Genomic DNA, 22,637 nt, shown 5'->3' with positions numbered 1-22,637 from the left:
CTTACTCGTGCCTCAGCGCATCGATCGGATTGAGCTGGGCGGCCCGCCTTGCCGGGAAATAGCCGAAGATCATGCCGATCGCGGCGGAAAAGGCGAAGGCGACGATGATCATCGTCGGGCTCACCACGAACGGCACCTTGAGCAGGGAGACGGCGCCGAAGCCAAGCCCCAGCCCCAGCAGAATGCCGCTCATGCCGCCGAATATCGACAGCGCCACCGCCTCGACAAGAAACTGCATCAACACCTGTCGCTCCAGCGCACCGATCGCCAGGCGAATGCCGATTTCGCGCGTGCGCTCGGTGACAGAGACCAGCATGATGTTCATGATGCCGATCCCGCCCACGAGCAGGCTGATCGCGGCCACCGCGCCAAGCAGGCTGGTGAGCAGCGTCGTCGTTCCGGTCATCGCGGCTGCGATCTGGGTCATGTCGTTAACGTTGAAATCGTCTTCGCGGCCGGGGATGATTTTGCGCCGTTCGCGCAGCAGGTTTTCCGTGTCCGACTGGACCTTGGATGTGGCAACGCCATCGCGCGCCGAGATCAGGATCATCGAGACATTGGCGTTGGCCTTGCCGCCGATACGGCGCTGGTAGACCTTGATAGGTACGATCACCACATCGTCCTGGTCGGTGCCCATGCCGGATTGTCCGCGCTTGGCCAGAACACCGATGACGCCGCAGGAAACCTTGCCGACGCGCACCTGCTGACCGATCGGATCGGCTGACCCGAAGAGCTGCGAACGGACGGTCTCGCCGAGAATGCAGCGTGCGCGGCCGCGCTCTTCGGCGGCGTCGAAGGTACGGCCAGAGGCGATGTCCCAGTCCTGTGCGGTGAAATAGTCGTTGGTCGTGCCCATCACCGTCGTCGAGTGGCTCTGGCCACCGTAGATGACAGTCGCGGTCGTCTGGTTGAGCGGCGCCACGGCCCGCAGCCCGCTCACCTGCTCGCTGATGGCGTCGACATCTGCCACGGTGAAACGCCGTGCCTCGGAGCTTGCGCGGCCGGGGCCGAACTGGCCGGGGCGGGCAAACAGCATGTTGGTGCCGAGACGCGACAGCTCGGACGTGACCTGTGCCGTGGTGCCGTTGCCGATCGTGACCAGCGCGATGACGGCGGCGACGCCGATGACGACACCGAGAACCGTCAGGAACGACCGCAGCATGTTGCGGCTTATGGCGCGCAACGCGAGCTTGACCGTCTCAAGAAACATGATGACCCGCCCTTCCCTGATGCGCTGTTTCCGCTTCAAGCTTGCCATCGACGAAGCGCAGCAGCCGCTGTGCATAAGCCGCGATGTCAGGCTCGTGCGTGACCATGACGATGGTGATGCCCTGCTCGCGGTTGAGCCGCGTCATCAGGTCCATGATTTCGATACTGGTCTTGGTGTCGAGATTACCCGTCGGCTCGTCGGCGAGAAGCAGGGACGGCTGCGTGACGATGGCGCGCGCGATGGCGACGCGCTGCTGCTGGCCGCCGGACAGCTCCTGCGTCTTGTGATGCTCGCGGCCGCCGAGGCCAACAAGGCCAAGCGCTTCCTTCGCCAGACGATGCCGCTCCGCGGCCGGCATGCCGCGATAGATCAATGGCAGCTCGACATTCTCGACCGCCGACGTGCGCGGCAAGAGGTTGAAGCCCTGAAAGACGAAGCCCAGCATGTGACGGCGCAGCATCGTCAATTGCGCGCGATCGAAACCGGTGGTCGAAATGCCCTGGAACAGATAGTCGCCGGCGCTCGGCACATCGAGGCAACCGAGAATATTCATGGCCGTGGACTTGCCGGAGCCCGATGGCCCCATGATCGCGACGAATTCGTGTTCGCGGATGGCGAGATCGACGTGATCGAGCGCACGGATCGAGGCTTCGCCGCGACCGTAGATCTTCGATACCTTGCTGAACTCGATGAGAGGCGGCGTGGTCATGGCGCGCCGCTATCTCGACCGCTCGGTCGAATCGGTGATGATCGCTTCGTTTTCCTTGAGATCGCCTGACGTCACCTGGGTGAACTGCCCATCGGAGGAGCCAACCTGGATGACAACGGGCGACGGCTTGCCGGATTTCAGCACCCAGACTCGACGCTTGGCGCCGGTCAAGGTCTCGCCGCCACCCTGATTGCCGCCGCGAGGACCCATGCGCGGCGGAGCGAACATGCCGAACAAGCCCCGATTGCGCCTGGTTTCCGTGGCCGGCGGCGCGTAGCGCAGGGCGGCATTCGGCACCATCAGCGTGCTCTTGACCGCTTCCACAGTGACGTCGGCGGTCGCCGTCATGCCCGGGCGCAGCAGTAGGTCGGCATTGTCGACGGAGAGGATGGCCTTGTAGGTTACGACGTTGTTGGTCGTTTCCGAGGCAAAGCGGATCTGCTTGATCTCGGCGGGGAACGTGCGATCCGGATAAGCGTCGACCGTGAAGGTGGCCTTCTGGCCAACCGCGATCTGGCCAACATCTGCCTCGTCGACATCGACCTGCAACTCCATCTGCCTGAGGTCGCCGCCGATGACGAAGAGGACAGGCGCCGACAGCGAAGCCGCGACCGTCGCGCCCGGATCGACCGAGCGCGTGAGGATGACGCCATCGATCGGCGAGACGATCTTGGATTTGGTGAGATTGACCTGGGCGAGCTGCAGATCGGCTTCCGCCGAGAGCACCGCCGCTTCGTTGATCTCCTTCGTGGCAACGGCCGAATCGTACTTGTAGCGCGCGTCCTCGAGGCTCTGCTGCGTCGTCACATTGCTTTGCACGAGATTGCGGTAGCGATCGTAGGAGCTCTTGGCGGACTCCAGATCCGCCGTTGCCTTGACCACATTCGCCTTCGCCGAATCGAGCTTCGCCTGCGTGCTCTTGACGTCAGCCTCGACCTTGATCGTGTCGAGCACAGCGAGCACATCGCCGGCCTTCACCTCACTGTTATAGTCGACATTAACATCGCGCACGGTACCGGAGAGTTCGCTCGATATATCAACCTGCTCGGTCGGCTGCACCGATCCGGTGGCGGTCACAAGCACGGTCAGGTCGCCGTTCTTGACCGGCTGGGTGGTGTAGCTCACCTCGCTGCCGCCCTGGCGCGAATACAGATAGAATCCGCCCCCAAGCGCCGCTATCACGACCAGCGACACCAACGAACGCTTCCACCACCGGCCCTTCTGCTTCTGCTGAGAGGCGGCAAGGACAGCGGCGAGATCGGCGTTTGCCGTGCTCTGGGGCTTCGTGCTCTGGGGTTTATTGGGCGTTGTCATATCGTTCATGCGGGCAGCCTCGGTCAGATACAGCCAATACGACTGTCAGCTTCGGGAATAACGATCTGAAGCTGAACGCAGGATTAGCAAGTTGACCGCATTGGCACGCAGCAACGTCAAATGGAAATGAAATCTTGGTAATGAAAGTCGAGTTTGTAGCGGAGCGAACGCCGCATATCACCGCTCGCGAGCGCTGATGACCCGCGTCATTCTGCCCCGGCGCGGATGGCGCCGATCAGGCGCCAAGTGATTCCAGCGAGACGGGCGGACGACGCTTGGCAGCCATCAAGAGGTCGAGCTCGGTGGCGGATGGGCCGAATTTCTCGAACAGGCGAACGGCTTCATCCTGGCCGAGCCGGTATTTACGCGAGAACTCCGTGAGGCTATAGGCACGGCCACGCAGCACCTTGCGGCTATTGGTGTGTTCAATAACGTCGGTCATGGTCATCTCCTTGTATAAGGGAGATTTAGGGCCATGGATCGATTTGTTAAGTAGAGAACGCGGTTGAACCGATTGATTTTATTAAATATTTTTCGGGAACTTTATGGCTGCTCGTGCATTTTCAACTATCGTTGAGCCGAAGGCGCTCCACCAACTCGCGTTGATCCCAAATTTGGGAGTTGCGGATTTTCCGATCCGCGACCAAAACACCATAAATCTTCTAACTATTTGATTTAATGGTGAGAGCGATGGGGCTCGAACCCATGACCTACTGATTAAAAGTCAGTTGCTCTACCAGCTGAGCTACGCTCTCCCGTGTCTCGAGGCGTCTCTGAAAGGCCCCGTCTGGAAGTGCGCGGAACATATGCAGACGCCCCATTGCGGTCAACTGAAAAATCCACCTTTCCTGTGCATTAGGCACATTTCTTGCGGGGGATGGGAAACCACTCGACCGCATGCGGAACATTTGATGCTGCCGCCAGTTCTAGCGATGGAAAACATCGGAGAACATCATGTCAGACCGTGAGAAAGACATTCGCAACCGCGCCCATGCCATCTGGGAGCGTGAGGGTAAACCTGAGGGACGGCACGAGGAACACTGGTCGCAGGCCGAGCATGAGATCAATCATAGTGGCGACCAGATCGAGGGTGATGATGTACCGAACCTCGAGGCGCTCAGGGAAGCGGCAAGACAGCATACCGATGCCTTCATCGTGAAGACGGATCTGGAAGATGCCGATGAGCGGGAAGCGACGCCGGGGATGCGTGAGCAGCCATAGCGTGACAGCTATGCGTGAACGGCAATGGAATGCAACCAGCTGACGGTCCATGCGTTGTGTCACAGGTTCCACGAAAAGGATTGCGACATGACTTCCTCCATCACCACGAAGATCGCGGCTGCTCTTTGCGTCATGCTGGCCCTCAGCTCCTGCGGCAATACGATCCGCGGCATGGGCAAGGATGCGGCCAACACCGTTGACGCGACGCAGAATGCGGGTAACAGGGTTGGCAACGCTGCCGCCAAGTAAGGTGGCTCGTTGCGTCTCGGGATTTCCGTTGCTTTTCGATAACGAGATCTCGCTAAGGCATCTTGCATGCTTCGGCGAGCGTCTTTACCGGCGAGCCGATCACCCTTACTCTATCGCGGTATTCGTCCACCGAGCGACGCTCGCCAGCAGCCTATCTGTGCGCGAGTCTGAGGGTATGGTCATGACCGTTCGTCCGCCGCAATCGCTGAGGCAGCCTTTCTCGGTCGAGAGCGGGTTCAATGTTCTCGAATACGAATTGAGAGCGGAGCGCGCCAGTTCGCTGGGGCGCAGCGGGTTGAAAGCCGAGGCGGCATTGGCCGAGCTGAAAGGCTGGGATCCGGCGCGCCATGGGCAGGACGATCGCGACGCGCGCCTCAGGAAGGCGGCGGATGCCGTATGGGATCTCTTCGTTCAGCGAGAAACCTGCGGGCTGCGCAACAGCCGCGACGTTATCCAACGCTACGGCATTCCGGATGAGGTTCTGGTGCGGCTTGGATCGACGCGGAAATAACCGATTACCTCGCCTTTCAGGCCGAGCCGCGCATCTTGCTATCCGGCACCAGAACAGAGGCCATGACGGTCCTGTTGCGTCCTTGGGCCTTGGCTTCCAGCAACGCCGCGTCAGCGCGCGTCAGCAATGTCGAGACGGCAGCGCCCTCTGTCAGTGAGCCAACGCCGATCGATACCGAGATCGGCCCGAGAATGCGGCCGCGATGCGAGAGCGCAAGGCCGCGAATGTTGGAGCGCAGGCGCTCGGCGATGTCGAATCCTTCCGCATCGCTGGTATCGGGCAGCAGCACGGTGAACTCCTCGCCGCCGAAGCGATAGGCACGGCCGGCGTCGCCGATGGTGTCGAGAATGGTCTGCGCGACGTAGCGCATGACCTCGTCGCCGGCGTCGTGGCCGAACTCGTCGTTGAAGCGCTTGAAATGATCGATATCGACCATCATGCAGCTGAGCTGCTCCAGCTCGCGGTCGCGGGCATGCTGGTTCATGTCCTCGTCGAGCGAGCGCCTATTATAGAGCCCGGTCAGCGCGTCGCGAATGGAGAGGTTTGTCAGCTTGTCGCGCAGCTGCAGGTTGGCGGCGGCGAGGCCGATGTTCTCGGCGATCAGCTCAAGATAGAGCCGCGATGCCTCGGCCTCCATATGGCCCTGCGGCCGCTCCTCGAAATAGAGCAACCCGACGACATCGCCCTGCGCCGTCAGCGGAACACACAGTCCCATCGTATCGGATTGGTCGAGATGCTGGCAGCTGATGTCGCCGTGCTCGTGCGAGCTCACATGCGGACGGCCGCGCCTGAGGCCCCAGCAGGCCGTTGCCGGGAATACCTGATCGGAGCGCTGCGGCTCATGCCATGAGGAGATGCGCGACAATGTCGAGCGGCTTTCGTTCATGATGTAGAGGTTGCCGGCGAGATCGGGAAAGATCTGCGGAGCGAAGAGCGTCACGACTTCGGCCAGCTCCTCCTGCGCCTGGCAGGCCTGCAGGCGGTGCATCATCTGCAGGATCAGGTCCTTCGTCTGCTGGTCGCGCCGGCGCTCGGCATCCAAGCGATCGCGCTCCAGACCGTTTTCGCGGAAAATGTGGATCGCCTCGTTCATCTCGCCGATCTCGTCGCGACGACGATCGCGCGGCACGTCAACGGCGTAATCCTGCTTGGCAAGGCGCGTGACGATGCCGGTCATCCGCATCAAAGGCATGGCGACGCGGCGCTTGAGGATGAAATAGAGGACGCTCAAGAACAGGGCGGCGGTGACGGCAAGCAGCATCTTGGCGATGAAACCCCACCAGTCGCTGCGCGCCTGCGTGTCGTGCATTACCGACTGGGTGCGGGCGTTCGCGAGATCGCGAAAGCGCGTGACAGCGGCGAGCAGCGCCGTCTGGAGGCGGTCATGTTCCGGGCCAAACAAGGTCTGGCGGGCGCCCGCCTGATCGCCGTTGCGATACGCGGCGATCGCCTCCTCCTCGATCTTGTCGAGAACGTCGGCGTTTTTCTCGACGTCCTCGAGCGCCTGCAATTCGATGGGCGTGGCGCCCAAATCGCGGACGCCTTTGATCGCACGTTCGCGCTGACGCTCCTCGCCTTCCTTGCCCTGGAAGGCATCGAGGTGCCTGATGTCATCACGCATGACGTAGAGGCGCGCCTCATCGGTGCGCTCTTCGGCGCCCAGCGCCAGACCGTCGGCGAGATCGTCCAGCGCCAAATGCTCCTCGACCGCGATCCGTTCGCGGGTGGCACTTGTGGCAGACAGGATGAAGGCAGAGCCGGAGAGCACGGTCAGAACAACCGTCACTCCGTAGGCCCAGTTGGTGATGACGCTGATCCGCATGTGGGTATATTAGGGCATCCGAATTGCCAGACAATTAACACAGGTTGTATCGGCCCAGCCAAGCTCCCGAGACGCGAGACGCAAAAAGGTGATTGGCGGCGGGCCACCGGCTGCGCTAGGACTGCGCTCGAATGCCCTGCGCCGGAGAACCGCGTGTCGATTGCCGATATTTCCTTGTTGAGTGCCTTGCTTGCCGGCGCCCTGTCATTTCTCTCGCCCTGCGTACTGCCGCTGGTGCCACCCTATCTCTGTTACATGGCCGGCATTTCCGTCGAGCAGTTCCGGGGTGGCGGGGCGGTGACGGTTGCACCGGATGTGCGCCGCGGCGTGCTGTTTTCGGCGTTGTTCTTCACGCTCGGCTTTGCCACCGTCTTCGTGGCGCTTGGGGCCGGCGCGTCGAGCATCGGCATGGCGCTGCGCCAGCATCTCGATCTACTCTCCAAGATCGGCGGGCTGATCATCATCGTCATGGGCCTGAACTTCCTTGGCGTCTTCCGCATCGGCGTTCTGGCGCGGGAAGCACGCTTCCAGGGAAGCGGCAAGCCGGCGACGCTGACGGGCGCCTATGTGATGGGGCTGGCCTTCGCCTTCGGCTGGACGCCGTGCATCGGTCCGGTGCTCGGCGCCATCCTCGGCGTCGCTGCCTCGCGCGAGACGGTCGGCTCGGGTGCCGGCCTGCTTGCCGTCTATTCGCTCGGGCTCGCCATCCCCTTCTGGATCGCCGCCGGCTTTTCCGGCGCCTTCATGGGCTTCCTTACGCGCTTCCGCCGCCACCTCGGCACGGTGGAGAAGGTCATGGGCGTGTTCCTGATCCTGACCGGCCTCGCCTTCATCTTCGGTTTCGTCAGCGATGCCGCAATCTGGTTCCAGCAGACCTTTCCAATCCTGATGAAAATCGGCTAAGCCTAGGCTCCTCCCGCAGACAAGCCGTATTGGCCGCCTATCGCGCCAGATCGGCCCCAGCACTGGAATGACCCTTGGCCGACATCGTCAGTCTTCTCCTGCCGTTCTTCGGCCTGATCCTCATTGGCTTCATCGCCGCCAAGGTCACCAAGCAGCCGGCCGAGGCGATGGGGTGGCTGAACACCTTTATCGTCTATGCCGCCCTGCCCGCGCTTTATTTCAAGCTGGTGTCGCGCACCCCGTTCGAGGATCTGACGCGGATAGACTTCATCGTCACGGATCTCGCCGCCACCTATTCGATCTTCATCGCGATGTTCCTGATCGGCCGCTTCCTGCGCCGCAACTCGTTTGCCGACAGCACGATCCAGGCTTTTGCCGGTTCCTACGGCAATATCGGCTACATGGGTCCCGGTCTTGCGCTGGTTGCGCTCGGTGAAGGCGCTGCCGTGCCGGTGGCGTTGATCGTCTGCATCGAGAATGCGTTTCACTTCATCGTCGCGCCGGCGATGATGGCAGCGTCGGGTGACGACAAGCGGTCGCGCGGGCGGCTGGCGTTCGATATCGCGCGCAAGGTGGCGCTGCATCCGTTCATTTTGTCGACCGCACTTGGTTTCGTCGCGGCCGGCTTTCAGATACCGCAGCCGGCAGCCTTCCAGCGCTTTATCGATTATCTCGCGCAGGCCGCTGCCCCGTGTGCGCTGTTTGCCATGGGCGTCACGCTGGCGCTAAGGCCGATGCGGCGTATTCCGGTTGAAATCAGCTACATCGTTCCGGCCAAGCTGATCATCCACCCGATCGTCGTCTACCTCGCGTTGACGACCGTCGGCGGCTTCGATCCGGTGTGGATTTACGCCGCCGTACTGCTCGCCACGCTGCCGACGGCGACGAACGTCTTCGTCATCGGCCAGCTCTACGGCGTCTGGCAGGAGCGCGCGTCGGCCACGATCCTGATCACAACGACGCTATCGGTGGTGACCGTATCGCTGTTCCTGATCGCGATGAAGTCAGGCTTTCTTCCGACGTAGATGCTCCTTGATCGCATCCGGGATCGCGCGCAGACCGCGCCCGGGTTCGACACCCTCGCGCATCACCATGCTGCGGAATGGCGGCACCGCGGCCAGGATGTGCAGGCCGGCTGCGCGCAGCACCTGCATGGGCAGGTAATCGGATAGAAGCGAGCGGTTCAGCACGTCGACGCTCGCTGTGCGGGTCATGATATCGACGCGGCGCTTGCGGTCGAACTGGCTGCCGGCGTCCTTGGCGATCGGCAGTTCCGGCCGGTCGCAGAGGATATCGGTCAGCGCCATGACATCGCGCAGGCTGAGGTTCAGCCCCTGTGCGCCAATGGGCGGGAAAACGTGGGCGGCCTCGCCGATCAGCGCTACCCGGCCCTTGCCCGAGCGATGCGCCATCATGCCCGACAGCGGCCAGATCTGCACGCCCTCCTCGATCGTCACCTTGCCAAGCAGCGATTGCATGCGCTCTTCGACGACGTTGCCAAGCTCGGCCAGCGAAAGCTCACTGCGCGTCCCGGCATCCGACGGGCTCTGTACCCAGACGAGGCTGGAGCGATTGCCGGGGAGCGGCACTTGCGTAAAGGGGCCGTTTTCAGTGTGGAACTCGGTGGAGATGTTTTCGTGCGGCAGGGAATGCTGGAAATTCAGCACCATGGCCGATTGCGGATAGGACCATGTCTTGACGTCGATATTGACAGTCTCGCGCAGCTTCGACTTGCGGCCATCCGCCCCGATCGCGAAATCGGCGGTGAGCGTTTCGCCATTGTCGAGCGAGATGGAGACGGCGTCTTCGGTGACATCGATCACATCGGCGAAGGCGGTAAAGCGCGTGATATTGCCCTCGGCGGCTGCCGCCGCTTCCAGCACTTCCATCAATGCCTTGTTGGGAAAATTGTAGCCGAACGCTTCGAGCCCGACTTCGGCGGCGCGGAAGGTCGCGGTCGGGGCGCGCAGCAGGCGGTTCGTGCCGTCGATGATGCGCATGGTCGAGAGCGGCGCGGAAGAAGGACGCAGGCGCTCCCAGAGCGTCAGCCGGTCGATGAAGCGGATCGACTGATCCATCAGCGCCGTCGTCCGGCGATCTTCCCTTGGGGCCGGCGGCGCAACGAGTGCAACGTGGCGTCCGCCGCGTCCAAGGGCGATTGCGGCGATCATGCCGGCAAGTCCGCCGCCGATCACCGCGATTTCGAAAGTCTTCATTGCACCGTTCCGCAAATTCTGAAACGGCGAGCCGGCCTTACGCCGCCGGCTTCGCCTGACGGCGCCAACTATAGCTCTTGCCCGGCTCCGCGTCACGCGCAGTCGGCTGATAATAATGCGGAATCTCCGGCAGGCGCTTTTCGGTGAGACGCTTTATCGCAGTCTCGTTGGTCACCGCGAAGCTGTCGATGCCGCAACGCAGCATCAACGGCACCTGGTCGATCAGGACATCGCCGACGGCGCGCAGCTCGTTGGTGTAGCCGAGACGCTCGCGCAGGAGCGAGGCATGGCTAAAAGAGCGGCCGTCGTTGAAGGCCGGAAACGCAACCGCCACCAGTTCGAGGCGATAGAGATAGGGCTCAAGCTTGCGCACATCGTCCGCGGGCTTGATCAGCACGCCGAAGCCGACTTCATTGCTCTCGTCGGCCTTGGCCACCAGTTCCTCGAGGCTCAGCAGAGGCTTCTGCCCCTCGCCGGCCTTCACCTCTTCGGTTTCGATAACCCACGGGTCGTTTTCGACGAAGCCGGTTTCTCTCCAGATTCTGGTCATCACGCAGCCTCCGCCTTGGAATCACCGTAGAGCGCATCCTTGAACGGCTGCGGCCCGACGCGGCGATAGGCATCGAGGAAGATTTCGGACGGATCGTTGCGCAGGCCGAGATAGGTGTCGACGATCTTCTCGATCGCATCCGTCACCTTCTCCGGCTCGAAGCCACGGCCGATGATTTCGCCGATCGATGTGTGCTCGTCACCGGAGCCGCCGAGCGTGATCTGGTAGAGTTCCGCACCCTTCTTCTCGACACCCAGCAGACCGATATGGCCGACATGGTGGTGGCCGCAGGCGTTGATGCAGCCGGAGATCTTGATCTTCAGCTCGCCGATTTCGGCCTGACGCTCGGGATTGCCGAAACGCCTGGAGATTTCCTGCGCGACGGGGATAGAGCGCGCATTGGCGAGCGCGCAGTAGTCCAAGCCGGGACAGGCAATGATGTCGGTGATCAGGCCGGCATTGGCTTCTGCGAGACCGATGGCGACGAGGCCGCGATAGACGGCTTCGAGATCGGCCAGCGCGACATGCGGCAGGATCAGGTTCTGTTCGTGGCTGACGCGGATCTCGTCGAAGGCGTATTCCTCGGCGATATCGGCAACCGCATCCATCTGGCTGTCGGAGGCGTCGCCGGGGATGCCGCCGATCGGCTTCAGGGAGATCGTCACCATGCCGTAATCGGGGTTCTTGTGTGGCTGGACGTTCTGGTGGACCCAGCGGGAGAATGCCGGATCGGCCTTCTTCCAGCGGGCGAGGTTTTCCCAGCCCTCGGCACGCTGCGGCAGAGCCGGCGGCGCGAAATAGGCGGTGATGGCGGCGACGTCGGCTTCAGGGAGCTTCAGCTCGGTGTCCTTCAGCGCCGCGAACTCGACCTCGACCTGGCGGGCCAGCTCTTCGGCACCCGTCTCGTGGACGAGGATCTTGATGCGGGCCTTGTACTTGTTGTCGCGGCGGCCGTGCAGGTTATACACGCGCATGACGGCGGTGGTGTAGGAGAGCAGGTCCTCTTCCGGCAGGAAGTCCTTGATCAGCTTGGCGATCATCGGCGTACGGCCCTGGCCGCCACCGACATAGACGGCAAAGCCGATCTCGCCCTTCTCGTTCTTCTTCAGGTGCAGGCCGATGTCGTGGACCTGGATCGCGGCGCGGTCGCGCTCGGCACCCGTGACGGCGATCTTGAACTTGCGCGGCAGGAAGGAGAACTCCGGATGGACGGAAGACCACTGGCGCAGGATTTCGGCGTATGGACGCGGATCGGCGACTTCATCGGCGGCGGCACCGGCGAAATGGTCGGCGGTGACGTTTCTGATGCAGTTGCCCGAGGTCTGGATCGCATGCATCTCGACGGTGGCGAGTTCGGCCAGCACGTCGGGCATGTCTGATAGTTTCGGCCAATTGAACTGCAGGTTCTGGCGGGTCGTGAAGTGGCCGTAGCCACGGTCGTAGGTGCGCGCGACGTGGGCCAGCATGCGCATCTGCTTTGAATTCAGCGTGCCGTAGGGAATGGCGATGCGCAGCATGTAGGCGTGCAGCTGAAGATAAACGCCGTTCATCAGGCGCAGCGGCTTGAACGCATCCTCGGCGAGCTCGCCGGACAGACGGCGCTCAACCTGATCGCGGAACTGCGCGACGCGCTCGGCGACAAAGGCATGGTCAAATTCGTCGTAACGGTACATCGTATTCCTCAGACTGCAATGAATGCGGGATCGGCGGGCTTGTAGCCCGGCGCGTATTCCATGGTCGGACCCTGTGCACGAATGCGCTCGCGAAGGCGCAGCGGCCAGAGAACACCATCGGTCTCCTGCACGTCAACCACGGCGACATCGACAACTAGATTATCGGCGTAGGACTTTTTGCCGATCGCCTCCAGCGCGGCAACAGCCTCGGCATGGCGCGCAACCAGCGCGTCCTGCAGCGACGTCACCCAGGTGCCGTTGGCATCGAGCCAGACGGCGATGCCGTCGGTCAGCCTGTTGGCGGTCAGAACCTTGCCTCCCATAGTCAGCTCCTTAGCAGTTCATCGGACCGGGCGCGTGCACGCACCAGCGGTTCGGATAGTTCGAAATTGGCGCCCGCAACGGCGTCGCCGATGATAACCATGACAGGTCCGGTGAGTTCATCACGGTTCTGCAGATCGCGCAGCGTACCATGTAGCAGCCGGCGATCGGCGCGGCTGGCGTTCTCGATGACGGCGACCGTCGTCTCCGGCGCAATGCCGGCGCGCATCAGCCGCTCGGCAACCGATGCTGCGACCGTGCGCCCCATATAGACAGCGATCGTGGCGCCGGATACGGCAAGGCTCGCCCAATCGGGAAGCACATCGCCGGTCAGATCGTGGCCCGTCGTGAAGACCAGCGACGAGGCAACGCCGCGCAGCGTCAGCGGCAGCTCGAAATCGGCGGCGGCTGCGAAAGCAGAGGTGATGCCGGGCACGACTTCATAAGCGATACCGGCGGCGCGCAATGCGGCCATTTCCTCACCGGCGCGGCCATAGACCAGCGGATCGCCCGACTTCAGGCGAACGACGCGCTTGCCCTCGCGGCCGAGATAGACGAGCAGGTCGTTGATCTCTTCCTGCGACTTGGAATGACAGCCCTTGCGTTTGCCGACCGAGAGACGCTCCGCATCGCGGCGGCCCATGTCGACGATTTCCTGCGGCACCAATGCGTCATAGACGATGACATCGGCTTCCATCATCACACGCTGGGCGCGCAGCGTCAGGAGATCGGCGGCACCCGGGCCGGCACCGACCAGCCAGATGCGGCCCTCGGCCTTGTCGGCAGAAAGCAACAGCTCGTCGGCGAGGCGTTGTGCCTGCGGCATGTTCTCGTTGGAAACAGCATCGGAAACAGCACCGGAGAAGAAGCGGCGCCAGAAGAGACGGCGCGTGGCGCCCTTCTCAAGTGCATGCTCGACGCGACCGCGATAGCTGACCGCCAGCTCGGCAAGGCGACCGAGCGACGGTGCCAGGAGCTGATCGACCTGCGCGCGGATCATCTGCGCGAGAACGGGCCCTGCCCCTTCCGTGCCGATCGCAACAGCGACTGGCGCGCGATTGACGAGCGCCGGGGTGTAAAAATCGCAGTAGTCGGGCTGATCGACGGCATTGGCCGGGATCTTGGCGGCGCGCGCGGCGTCGACGATGGCGCGATCGGCGGCTGCATCGCCGGTGGCCGCGAAGACCAGCGTTGCACCGTCAACCTGCTCAAGCGCGAAGGCCGAGCGCACGGTCTCGATGCGGTTGGCGATCAGGTGGGCGTGGTAATCGGCCTCTGGGCGATCCGTGTAGGCGACGATCCGGGCCCTGGTGTTCGACAGCAGGCGCACCTTGGCGAAGGCTTCATCGCCATTGCCGAAGACAGCCGCGATCTTGCCTTCGACACGAACGAAGGCAGGAAAAACCGACAGTTGTTCACTCTTGGAAGGCATCATCAATCCATTTCGAAGTTGCCGGAATATGCACCACCGGACCAGCCAAATGAAGAAACATAAATTCCAAACCCGCTACGACCGCGTATTGTTTTACCCGGCATGTCAATGATTTGAGCAAAACTCACCGATGCGGCACGCGCAGCACAGTGAATCGCGCTGCAATGCGGCACAAAGCCTGTGACAAATTCGGGCGCGGCCAAGAATCCTCGTTTGCCTCGCGCAGCACCGGCGATACAGTGCCGGCAACAAGGAGAACACCATGTCCGACACCACCATTGCCGCCCGCCTGCTCGATGTCATGGAGCACGATATCCTGCCGATGACCGAACGCGGCGTCGGCCTCGGCAACAAGGTCTTCGGCGCCGCGATCCTGCGCAAATCGGACCTCTCGCTCGTGGTTGCCGAGACCAACAACGAGCTGGAGAATCCGCTATGGCATGGCGAGGTGCACACGCTGAAGCGCTTCTACGAGCTCGGCGAGAAGCCTGCCACCAAGGACCTGATCTTCCTCTCGACGCACGAACCCTGCACCATGTGCATGTCGGCGATCACCTGGGCCGGCTTCGACAATTTCTACTATTTCTTCAGCCACGAGGATTCCCGCGACGCCTTCGCGATCCCCCACGACCTGAAGATTCTCAAGGAAGTGTTCGGGCTCGAGCCCGGCGGCTACCGGCGCAGCAACGCCTTCTGGAACAGCTTCGCCATCGCCGATCTCGTCGAGACAGAGAACGACGCCAGAAAGGCCGAATTGAAGGCGCAGACGGCGCGGATCAAGGGGCGATACGACGCGCTCTCCGAAAGCTACCAGTCGTCCAAGGGCGACAACGACATTCCGTTGAACTGACGCGAGCGACCAGAACACGATGGAAGCCTCCAAAGACATTTCCCGCCTGATCGAGATCATGGCAGCCCTTCGCAATCCCGAGACCGGTTGCCCCTGGGACATCGTCCAGACCTTCGAGACGATCAAGCCCTACACGATCGAGGAGGCCTATGAGGTCTCCGACGCGATTGAGCGCAACGACATGGACGATCTCTGCGACGAGCTCGGCGACCTGCTTCTGCAGGTCGTGTTCCATGCCCGCATGGCCGAAGAGGCCGGCGAGTTCTCATTCGATGACGTGGTCGAGGCGATCACGCGGAAGATGATCCGCCGCCACCCGCATGTCTTTGCCCGCTCCGACGCGGATACGCCCGACGCGGTGAAGAAGCAGTGGGACGACATCAAGCAGGCAGAGAAGCGCGAGCGCGCCGAGCGCCGGGCCGCACGGGGTATCTCGGAGGATTTCAAGGCCGGCTTCCTCGGCTCGGTGCAGCGCAGCTTTCCGGCGCTGACGGAAGCGCTGAAGCTGCAAGAACGCGCGGCCAAGGTCGGTTTCGACTGGTCGGCGCCGGAGCCCATTCTCGACAAGATCGAGGAAGAGATCGGGGAACTTAGGGAAGCGCTGGCCTCCGGCGACCACGCCAAGGTGAGCGACGAGCTCGGCGACCTGATCTTCGCCGTGGTCAATATCGGCCGGCATGTGAAGGCCGATCCGGAGCAGTCCCTGCGTGGAACGAACACGAAGTTCAGACGTCGTTTCAGTCATATAGAAACGTCTCTTGAAGCGGAAGGTGAAACGCTGGAAGACGCGACGCTGGAGCGGATGGAAGAGCTCTGGCAGGCCGCCAAGGCTATCGAGCGACAGCTGAGCTGACTAGCGCCATGAAGCTTGAAGCGGTCGACATCGCGATTGCAGGCGCCGGCATCGGCGGTCTTTCGCTCGCAGCCCTTTTGGCGAGTCGCGGCGCCCGCGTCACCATCTACGACCAAATGAGCGCGCCGCAGCCCGTTGGCTCCGGCTTCGTGCTGCAGCCGACGGGTGCGGCGGTGCTGTCGCGCATGGGCCTGCTTGCCCAAGTCGAGGCGCGCGGCGCCCGCATCAGCCGCATGCATGGGCGCCTGTCCGGCAACGGCAGAACCGTACTCGATGTCGGCTATCGCCCGGGCGCCTACGGCATCGCTATCCAGCGGGTCGCCTTGTTCGATCTTTTGCTCGAAGCGGCGATCGATGCCGGTGTGCGGTTCGAGACATCGTCGCGGGTGACTGACATCGAGTCTGGCAGCGCGCCGCGTCTGGTCCTCGACGGCGGCATACGCACGGCGACCGCCGATCTCGCCATCGACGCGATGGGTGCCAACTCGCCGGTCGCGGCGAAGGCCGCCACCGAACTTGGCTATGGGGCGCTCTGGGCGACGGTTCCGTGGCCGGAGCATGGCGTCTTCCGCAAAGACGAGCTGGAGCAACGCTACAAGAGAGCAAGCCAGATGGCCGGGGTGCTGCCTGTCGGTACCGCACGCGCTGGCGCGGCTCCGATGGCGACGTTCTTCTGGAGCATCCGCAACAAGGATTTCGAAGCGTGGCGGGCCGCCGGGCGCGAGGCCTGGATCGACGCGGTGCGATCCTTCTGGCCGGAAGCGGAAACGCTTGCCGCCGTGGCTGAGCCGGTGCACGCGCGTTACCGGCATCTGACCCGCACGCCTATCGCGGGCAAGCACGTTCTGAAGATCGGCGATGCGTGGCATGCAACGAGCCCGCAGCTTGGCCAGGGAGCCAACATGGCGCTTCTCGACGCTGCGTCGCTCGCCTCAGCGCTGTGTCGCGAGGTTACGGTCGGCGATGCCATTGACCGCCATTTGAAGCAGCGGCAAATCCATATCCGCTTCTATCAGCTGCTGAGCCAGATCCTGACGCCGTTTTATCAATCAGACAGTGCGGCATTGCCGTTCAGTCGCGATATTATGATCGGCCCCGCTACCAAGCTACCGCTGGTGCGTAGCCTAATCACCACGCTGGTTACGGGGGAGCTGCTCGATCCGGTTGGACGGATCGAGCTTAATCGGCTCGTGTCAGAGAAGAAAGTCGCGGTGCAGGATGCGGGCGCGCTGATCTAGATTAGTTTGCGCCGCGCTGCGGAGCGGCACTTTCTCGCGAGCCACCGCCTCGGAAAAGTTGCCCTGAACGACATAGGGTGCCACTCCTGCACGCTACATTTCTGCAACAGCAGGACATCGCGCTCGTTTCCACGGCTGCCTGACGGATCATTCGATCATTCCGGCCAGATTGATGATTCGCCAATCGGGGCTCTTGATCCGGTATTTATGAGCCTCAGCCGGTATGTTCCCTTCGCAGGGAGTAGCGCGAATAGGTGTCGATAGGAAGCAGAGTCTGATCGGCGATGAGATTTCCATCGCAAACGGACTTGAGCGCGGAGGCGGCCGTCCTAAGAAGGTTGTCCAGATCTTGTGACAAGACATAGTCGATGGCGCCGGAGCGCAGCCGTCGTTCCGTTACGCTATCCAGCTCATGCGCAATGCAAACGGTACGACCAGCAAGGCCCTGTTCAACCAAGGCCTGCGCCATGCCGTCGTTACCGCCGCCGACATTATAAATTCCGTCCAGACGCCCGTGCTTGCGTATGAAGTTCCGCACGCCCTCGTAATTCGCTTCATCCGTATCCTGGCCATTGATGACTTCCAGGATGTTGATGTTCGGAAAGCTGTTGCGACAGAGCGAGCGAAACCCGATTTCCCGATCTTCGTGACCGATATAGGCGGCCGTCGCCACTATCACCGCCACATTGGGCGACTGGAGTGGTTGCAGGTGTCGGCCAATGAGAAACCCCGCCGATTGGCCAGCCGCACGGTTATTTATGCCGACGAACGCATGACGCGCTTCTGGCTCCAAATCCGAAACAAGCGAGATGACCGCCTTGCCATTGTCCATGCAATGCCGCGATGCAGCGGTCGTTACGGCCGTATTTCGTCCCACAATGGCAATCCCGTCCACGGAATTTTCGGACTGCAGGATTCGCGCGGCGAGTTGCTCATCGCTATCCCGGAAACAGTTCACGAGGTCGAGCTGAACGCGGGCATGTGCCATCTCCGACGCAAGATGGTCGATCCGCTGGGACAGCCATTCGACAAAGGCTTCGCCCGTTTGCACGAACAAGCGAAAGCGCAGCGCGGGATGCTGGTCCGATCCAAGTGGAGGAGCCACCAGTCGGTCAAGGGCCTGCTCGACAATCTTCTGCGTTCGAGGGTGCACTCCCGGCCGCTGATTGAGCGCGCGATCCAATGTCGCACGGCTAAGCTCGGTCAGTTCCATCAATTGTTTGATGCTCGGCCTTTTCATTTAGCTCCTCCAAGCCAACAGTTTTCCATTCCCAGAATCCTCCCACCTCCCCATTAATGCCTCATAATGAGGTATTTTTTCTTCTTCACAAACTCAAAAAGAGGCATACAAGTGGTCAAATTGTCTCACATGCTCGATAGGTCGTTTTTTGCATTATTTAAGCGGACATTTTGATCAGATGTAAATGCATCACGGTGAGGCAATTTAACCTCAATTCCAAGGTCTACTCTATGAATATTTTTCTCAACTGGGCGCGCATCGTGCTCGGCGTCGTCCTCGCCCTGCTGGGGGTGGGACTGGCCGCGGGCGGCCTTTACCTTGTCATACTAGGCGGCTCCTGGTTTTATCTGCTGGCAGGACTGGCGGTCGCGGGCGTCGGGTATGGATTGATCCGCCAGCGAGTCTTCGCTTTCCCTCTCAGCCTGGCCCTTCTCGTCGCCAGCGTCATATGGGCCCTGTGGGAGGTCGGCATTGACTTCTGGCAGTTGGTACCGCGCCTTTTTGCCTTCGCGATAATCACGCTTCTCGTTAGCGTGTTCTCTCCATTGCTGCACAAGAAGAACGGTCAGCCCGGCATCGGTCCGCGGCCGGCCTTCGGAGTGGCGGCCGTACTGGCGATCGCCGTCGTGGGAACTTTCGTCGGTATGTTCCGGCCACACGCCACCGTCTCGCCCAGCGGGGAGAAGGCGGAAATCGTCAGCCCCGATGCCGGTAAGTCCGAGGGCGCAGACTGGACTGCCTGGGGGCGCGATACGCTGGGGCAGAAGTTCGTTCAGTTCGACCAGGTCAACAAGACCAACGTGAAGGATCTCAAGGTCGCCTGGACATACCGGACCGGCGAAATGGCCGTGGATGGTGGCGAGTATCAGGTAACGCCGCTGAAGATCGACGACACCGTTTATCTGTGCACGCCTTTGAGCAAGGTGATCGCTATCGATGCGACGACGGGCAAGGAAAAATGGCGCTTCGACCCGCAGCCGAAGATCAGCGAAAGCGTCAAGGGCTGGAAGCGTTGCCGTGGCGTCGGATATGCCGATCTCGACCAGCTAAAGGCTGACCAGAGCGGCGGCCAGCCGGTCGCCAACACCGGTGACCCGGCGGTCGCAACATGCCGCAAGCGCATCATCGAGACGACTATCGATGCGCGCATTCTGGCCGTGGATGCAGAGACCGGCAAACTTTGCGAAGGTTTCGGCGTCAACGGCTATGTCGATCTGACCGTCGGCCTGACGCCCGATCCCAAGGGTGGCCAGGTTGGCAGCTACAACGTCACGTCGGCGCCTTTGGTTGCTGATGGTGTTGTTGTCGTCGGCGGACGCCTGAACGACAACCTGACTATCGGCGAGCCTTCGGGTGTCGTCCGCGGCTTCGATGTCGTCAGTGGCAACATCCTCTGGGCCTGGGATCCGGCCCGCGGTGCGACGGACAGCACGCCGCTGCCCGCGGGGCAATACTACGCGCCGGAAACCCCCAATTTCTGGGGCACCGCCGCATACGATCCCAAACTTGGCCTGGCATACTTCCCGACGGGCAACCAGACCCCGGACTTCTGGACTGGCAACCGCCATCCCTACTCCAACGAATACAACGACGCCATTGTCGCGGTAGACTTGAAGACGGGCAAGGAACGGTGGCATTTCCGTACCGCCAACATCGATCAGTTCGACTATGACGTCACCTCGCAGCCGATTCTCTACGATCTGCCGCGCAAGGACGGCACGACCGTTCCGGTCGTGATTCAGCTGACGAAGCGCGGTCAGGTATTCATTCTCGACCGGCGCGACGGCAAGCCCGTTTTCCCGGTGGAATACAGAAAGGTCGCAACCGACGTCATGCCGGGCATGCAGGTGTCCGAGACCCAGCCTTACTCGGCACTGTCCATTGGCGTCGATCCGCTAAAGGAATCGGACATGTGGGGCGCCACGATCTTCGATCAGCTCTATTGCCGAGTTCAGTTCAAGCAGATGCGCTGGGAAGGTGAATGGACACCGCTCTCCGACAAGCAACGCACGTTGATTTGGCCGGGATATTACGGCGGCTTCAACTGGGGCGGCGGTGCTATCGACCCAACGACTGGAACGCTGATCGTCAACGACATCCGCATGGCGATGTGGGGCAAGTTCCTCAAGCGTGAAGAGGCCAGCAAGGCAGGTCTCGTCCCGTCGACGGAAGGCGAGTATTCCGAACAGAACGGCACCCCTTGGGGTGTGGAGCGCGGCATGTTCCTGTCACCGCTCGGCACCCCATGCTTCAAGCCGCCCTATGGCTCGATGACGGCCGTCGATCTGACGACCAATAAGGTCCGTTGGCAGGTGCCCCTTGGCAGCATGGAAGACGCCACGATCTACGGCATCTTCAAGAACGGCATTCGCCCCGGCGTCAACATCCCGATCGGCATGCCGGTCCTGGGCGGACCACTGGTCACGAAGGGCGGCCTGACGTTCTTCCATGGATCACTGGACTATTATGTCCGGGCATTCGACAACGACACGGGCGACGAACTGTGGCGCTCGCGCCTGCCGGTCGGCGGCCAAGGCGTGCCGATGTCCTACATGGACAAGAACGGCAAGCAGTACATCATCGTCGTGGACGGCGGGGCTACCCGTACCGGAACCAATCGTGACCGGGGCGATTATGTCATCGCTTACGCATTGCCCGATGCACCTGCTCAATAGTGCCTAACCTGGAAAATTGAGCGTATCCCAGGGTGATGCCGAGAAGTCTGTAATGTACTCTCGGCATCGCCCACCACCGTCCGGTTTAAATCTCTGGACCGGTTTGCATAACATTGATTCTATTCGGTTTCGGACGTCTCTCGATGTTCTGGAGATCAACGTCAGCGGCATGCGGCCCAGGATCAACTGGGCATCAGCACGCTTCGTCACCCGCCTGAAGAGCCACACCATGACAACCGCGGCCATCGCCGCGACGGACGAGGCCGGCGGCGCCGAATGGACAATGAGGCGCCTGATCAGCGCTCCCAGTCTTCCTTCTGCCTGGTCGTATTGCCAAGCCGGCGCTCGAGTTCGGTCGCTTCCGTTTCAGACAGCCTGAGATCGAGCGTGACCGATCCGTCTTCGTTGTCTTCGCGGCTGTCGACGATCGCGTGATCGTAAAGCCATGGCAGCAAGGCCAGCTTGTCGACCGGGAGCACGACGGTGGTTTCCGTCAGCACGCCGGACAGCCTGCGGCTGATCTCTTCCATCAGCGTATCGACACCCTCGCCGGTCACGGCGGAAACCGCCACGACATTGCGCGCGCCGTCGGCCTTCTGAACGATCGCTTCGTGGTTTTCCGGCTCAAGCCGGTCGATCTTGTTCCAGACCTCGATGATGCGCTTTTCGCCTTCGGCCTCGTCGATGCCGAGATCCTTCAGGATGCGGAGCACGTCGGCGCTTTGCGCCTGGTTATCCTCATCGGCCATGTCGCGGACGTGCAGGACGAGGTCCGCTTCCAGCACCTCTTCCAGCGTCGCGCGGAAGGCGGCGACGAGGTGGGTGGGGAGATCGGAGATGAAGCCGACGGTATCCGACAGGATGACAGTGCGGCCATGCGGCAGCTTCATGCGGCGCAGCGTCGGATCGAGCGTTGCAAACAACATGTCTTCGGCCAGAACGCCGGCGCCGGTGATGCGGTTGAACAGCGTCGACTTGCCGGCGTTGGTGTAGCCGACCAGCGCCACGATCGGATGCGGCACCTTGCGGCGCTTGGCGCGATGCAGCTGGCGGGTGCGGACCACCTGCTCCAGCTCGCGCTCGAGCTTGATGATGCGGTCCTGCAGCATGCGGCGGTCGGCTTCGATCTGGGTTTCACCCGGACCACCCATGAAGCCACCACCACCGCGCTGACGCTCTAGGTGGGTCCAGCTGCGAACCAGCCGGCCCTTCTGATAGTTGAGATGGGCGAGATCGACCTGCAGCGTGCCTTCCTTGGTGGAGGCGCGGCGGCCGAAGATTTCGAGAATGAGGCCCGTGCGGTCGATGACCTTGGCGTTCCATTCCTTCTCGAGATTGCGCTGCTGAACCGGGGTCAACGGATGATCGACGATGACGAGGCCGGAATCGGTCTCGTCAAGGCTGTCCTTGATCTCCTGGATCTTGCCGGTGCCCATCAGCGTCGCCGGACGCGGCTCGCTGACGGTGACGATGGTGCCCTTGACCACATCGAGATCGATCGCCTGCGCCAAGCCAGTCGCCTCTTCGAGGCGGCTTTCCGGCGTGCGGGTCGTGGTGATGGTGTCGGCACTGCCGCGGCTGCCGCGTGCCTGCTTGAGTACGGGCACGACGACGGTCGCGCGCATGTCATCCCGGTGCTTCGCAGCTTCC

At 62.0% G+C, this 22,637-nt stretch carries 21 protein-coding genes, 1 tRNA gene and 1 pseudogene; 9 read left to right on the top strand and 14 right to left on the bottom strand.

Annotated elements, in window-relative coordinates; translation table 11 throughout:
• Position 1 precedes the first annotated feature (1 nt).
• The 5 genes from ACODTZ_RS11475 to ACODTZ_RS11455 all read right to left on the bottom strand — a co-directional run bounded on the left by ACODTZ_RS11475 (position 2) and on the right by ACODTZ_RS11455 (position 3,988).
• Entirely contained in the window at positions 2-1,210 is a 1,209-nt protein-coding gene (locus ACODTZ_RS11475; protein WP_018899949.1) for an ABC transporter permease, read from the bottom strand.
• Positions 1,200-1,919: an ABC transporter ATP-binding protein gene (locus tag ACODTZ_RS11470; protein ID WP_018899950.1), complete on the bottom strand. Its 720-nt coding sequence runs from the start codon at positions 1,917-1,919 to the stop codon at positions 1,200-1,202. Before ACODTZ_RS11470 ends, ACODTZ_RS11475 begins: the two co-directional genes overlap by 11 nt.
• Positions 1,920-1,928: 9 nt before the next feature.
• Entirely contained in the window at positions 1,929-3,242 is a 1,314-nt protein-coding gene (locus tag ACODTZ_RS11465) for an efflux RND transporter periplasmic adaptor subunit (RefSeq protein ID WP_489025820.1), read from the bottom strand.
• A 226-nt stretch (positions 3,243-3,468) separates the two neighbouring features.
• Entirely contained in the window at positions 3,469-3,675 is a 207-nt protein-coding gene (locus ACODTZ_RS11460) for a hypothetical protein (protein ID WP_113200237.1), read from the bottom strand.
• A gap of 237 nt (positions 3,676-3,912) precedes the next feature.
• Positions 3,913-3,988 (bottom strand) — tRNA-Lys (locus ACODTZ_RS11455).
• Positions 3,989-4,196: 208 nt separating this feature from the next.
• On the opposite strand from ACODTZ_RS11455, the pseudogene ACODTZ_RS11450 reads away from it, so the two are divergent.
• From ACODTZ_RS11450 to ACODTZ_RS11440, 3 genes and pseudogenes are all read left to right on the top strand, one after another.
• A pseudogene (locus tag ACODTZ_RS11450) lies at positions 4,197-4,454 on the top strand (DUF2934 domain-containing protein); the annotation flags it as partial.
• Positions 4,455-4,541: 87 nt separating this feature from the next.
• Complete coding sequence (locus ACODTZ_RS11445; RefSeq protein ID WP_018899955.1) at positions 4,542-4,703, top strand: entericidin domain-containing protein; 162 nt, start codon at positions 4,542-4,544, stop codon at positions 4,701-4,703.
• A 181-nt stretch (positions 4,704-4,884) separates the two neighbouring features.
• Positions 4,885-5,214 carry a DUF6665 family protein gene (locus ACODTZ_RS11440; protein WP_489025818.1) on the top strand — a complete coding sequence of 110 codons (330 nt, stop codon included), beginning with the start codon at positions 4,885-4,887 and terminating at the stop codon, positions 5,212-5,214.
• Between the two features lie 16 nt (positions 5,215-5,230).
• On the opposite strand, the gene ACODTZ_RS11435 is transcribed toward ACODTZ_RS11440, so the two are convergent.
• Positions 5,231-7,036 (bottom strand): diguanylate cyclase, encoded by a 1,806-nt coding sequence (locus ACODTZ_RS11435; RefSeq protein WP_489025816.1) that lies wholly within the window; start codon positions 7,034-7,036, stop codon positions 5,231-5,233.
• Between the two features lie 153 nt (positions 7,037-7,189).
• On the opposite strand from ACODTZ_RS11435, the gene ACODTZ_RS11430 reads away from it, so the two are divergent.
• Together ACODTZ_RS11430 and ACODTZ_RS11425 are read left to right on the top strand one after the other, a co-directional pair.
• On the top strand, positions 7,190-7,939 hold the full coding sequence (locus tag ACODTZ_RS11430; RefSeq protein WP_018899958.1) for a cytochrome c biogenesis CcdA family protein: 750 nt from the start codon (positions 7,190-7,192) through the stop codon (positions 7,937-7,939).
• Between the two features lie 74 nt (positions 7,940-8,013).
• The gene (locus ACODTZ_RS11425; protein WP_489025814.1) at positions 8,014-8,964 is read left to right on the top strand and encodes an AEC family transporter; all 951 of its coding nucleotides are present in this window, start codon (positions 8,014-8,016) and stop codon (positions 8,962-8,964) included.
• On the opposite strand, the gene ACODTZ_RS11420 is transcribed toward ACODTZ_RS11425, so the two are convergent.
• From ACODTZ_RS11420 to ACODTZ_RS11395, 6 genes are read right to left on the bottom strand one after another with little or no spacing between them, the layout of a single operon-like run.
• Positions 8,944-10,155: a UbiH/UbiF family hydroxylase gene (locus tag ACODTZ_RS11420; RefSeq protein WP_489025812.1), complete on the bottom strand. Its 1,212-nt coding sequence runs from the start codon at positions 10,153-10,155 to the stop codon at positions 8,944-8,946. The two genes, ACODTZ_RS11425 and ACODTZ_RS11420, sit on opposite strands and share 21 nt — an antisense overlap.
• A gap of 37 nt (positions 10,156-10,192) precedes the next feature.
• Positions 10,193-10,705, bottom strand: coding sequence for a DUF934 domain-containing protein (locus ACODTZ_RS11415; RefSeq protein ID WP_047510290.1), 513 nt, complete (start codon positions 10,703-10,705; stop codon positions 10,193-10,195).
• Positions 10,705-12,378, bottom strand: coding sequence for a nitrite/sulfite reductase (locus ACODTZ_RS11410; RefSeq protein ID WP_489025810.1), 1,674 nt, complete (start codon positions 12,376-12,378; stop codon positions 10,705-10,707). Before ACODTZ_RS11410 ends, ACODTZ_RS11415 begins: the two co-directional genes overlap by 1 nt.
• Positions 12,379-12,386: 8 nt before the next feature.
• Positions 12,387-12,701 carry a DUF2849 domain-containing protein gene (locus ACODTZ_RS11405; protein WP_489025808.1) on the bottom strand — a complete coding sequence of 105 codons (315 nt, stop codon included), beginning with the start codon at positions 12,699-12,701 and terminating at the stop codon, positions 12,387-12,389.
• 2 nt (positions 12,702-12,703) lie between these two features.
• Positions 12,704-14,131 carry a siroheme synthase CysG gene (gene cysG, locus ACODTZ_RS11400; RefSeq protein WP_489025806.1) on the bottom strand — a complete coding sequence of 476 codons (1,428 nt, stop codon included), beginning with the start codon at positions 14,129-14,131 and terminating at the stop codon, positions 12,704-12,706.
• Between the two features lie 2 nt (positions 14,132-14,133).
• Positions 14,134-14,334 (bottom strand): hypothetical protein, encoded by a 201-nt coding sequence (locus ACODTZ_RS11395; protein WP_489025804.1) that lies wholly within the window; start codon positions 14,332-14,334, stop codon positions 14,134-14,136.
• Positions 14,335-14,393: 59 nt separating this feature from the next.
• Between ACODTZ_RS11395 and ACODTZ_RS11390 the strand changes: the two genes are divergently transcribed.
• The 3 genes from ACODTZ_RS11390 to ACODTZ_RS11380 are packed head-to-tail and all read left to right on the top strand — an operon-like array spanning position 14,394 to position 17,072.
• Positions 14,394-14,981: a nucleoside deaminase gene (locus ACODTZ_RS11390; RefSeq protein ID WP_489025802.1), complete on the top strand. Its 588-nt coding sequence runs from the start codon at positions 14,394-14,396 to the stop codon at positions 14,979-14,981.
• A gap of 19 nt (positions 14,982-15,000) precedes the next feature.
• Positions 15,001-15,834, top strand: a complete 834-nt coding sequence (gene mazG, locus ACODTZ_RS11385) for a nucleoside triphosphate pyrophosphohydrolase (protein WP_489025801.1) — start codon at positions 15,001-15,003, stop codon at positions 15,832-15,834.
• 8 nt (positions 15,835-15,842) lie between these two features.
• Positions 15,843-17,072 carry an FAD-dependent oxidoreductase gene (locus ACODTZ_RS11380; RefSeq protein WP_489025799.1) on the top strand — a complete coding sequence of 410 codons (1,230 nt, stop codon included), beginning with the start codon at positions 15,843-15,845 and terminating at the stop codon, positions 17,070-17,072.
• Between the two features lie 214 nt (positions 17,073-17,286).
• Here ACODTZ_RS11380 and ACODTZ_RS11375 read toward each other — a convergent pair whose 3' ends face one another.
• A complete protein-coding gene (locus ACODTZ_RS11375) occupies positions 17,287-18,312 on the bottom strand; it encodes a substrate-binding domain-containing protein (RefSeq protein WP_489025797.1) in 1,026 nt (341 codons plus the stop codon).
• Positions 18,313-18,542: 230 nt separating this feature from the next.
• On the opposite strand from ACODTZ_RS11375, the gene ACODTZ_RS11370 reads away from it, so the two are divergent.
• A complete protein-coding gene (locus tag ACODTZ_RS11370) occupies positions 18,543-20,987 on the top strand; it encodes a membrane-bound PQQ-dependent dehydrogenase, glucose/quinate/shikimate family (protein WP_489025795.1) in 2,445 nt (814 codons plus the stop codon).
• Positions 20,988-21,283: 296 nt separating this feature from the next.
• Here the strand turns inward: ACODTZ_RS11370 and hflX are convergent, their stop codons facing one another.
• The gene (hflX, locus tag ACODTZ_RS11365) at positions 21,284-22,612 is read right to left on the bottom strand and encodes a GTPase HflX (protein WP_489025793.1); all 1,329 of its coding nucleotides are present in this window, start codon (positions 22,610-22,612) and stop codon (positions 21,284-21,286) included.
• Positions 22,613-22,637: the final 25 nt, after the last annotated feature.

The organism is Rhizobium sp. FG113 (genome assembly GCF_057809895.1).
Note: the sequence above shows the minus strand (reverse complement) of the source record. Positions and strands in the feature narration are given on the sequence as shown.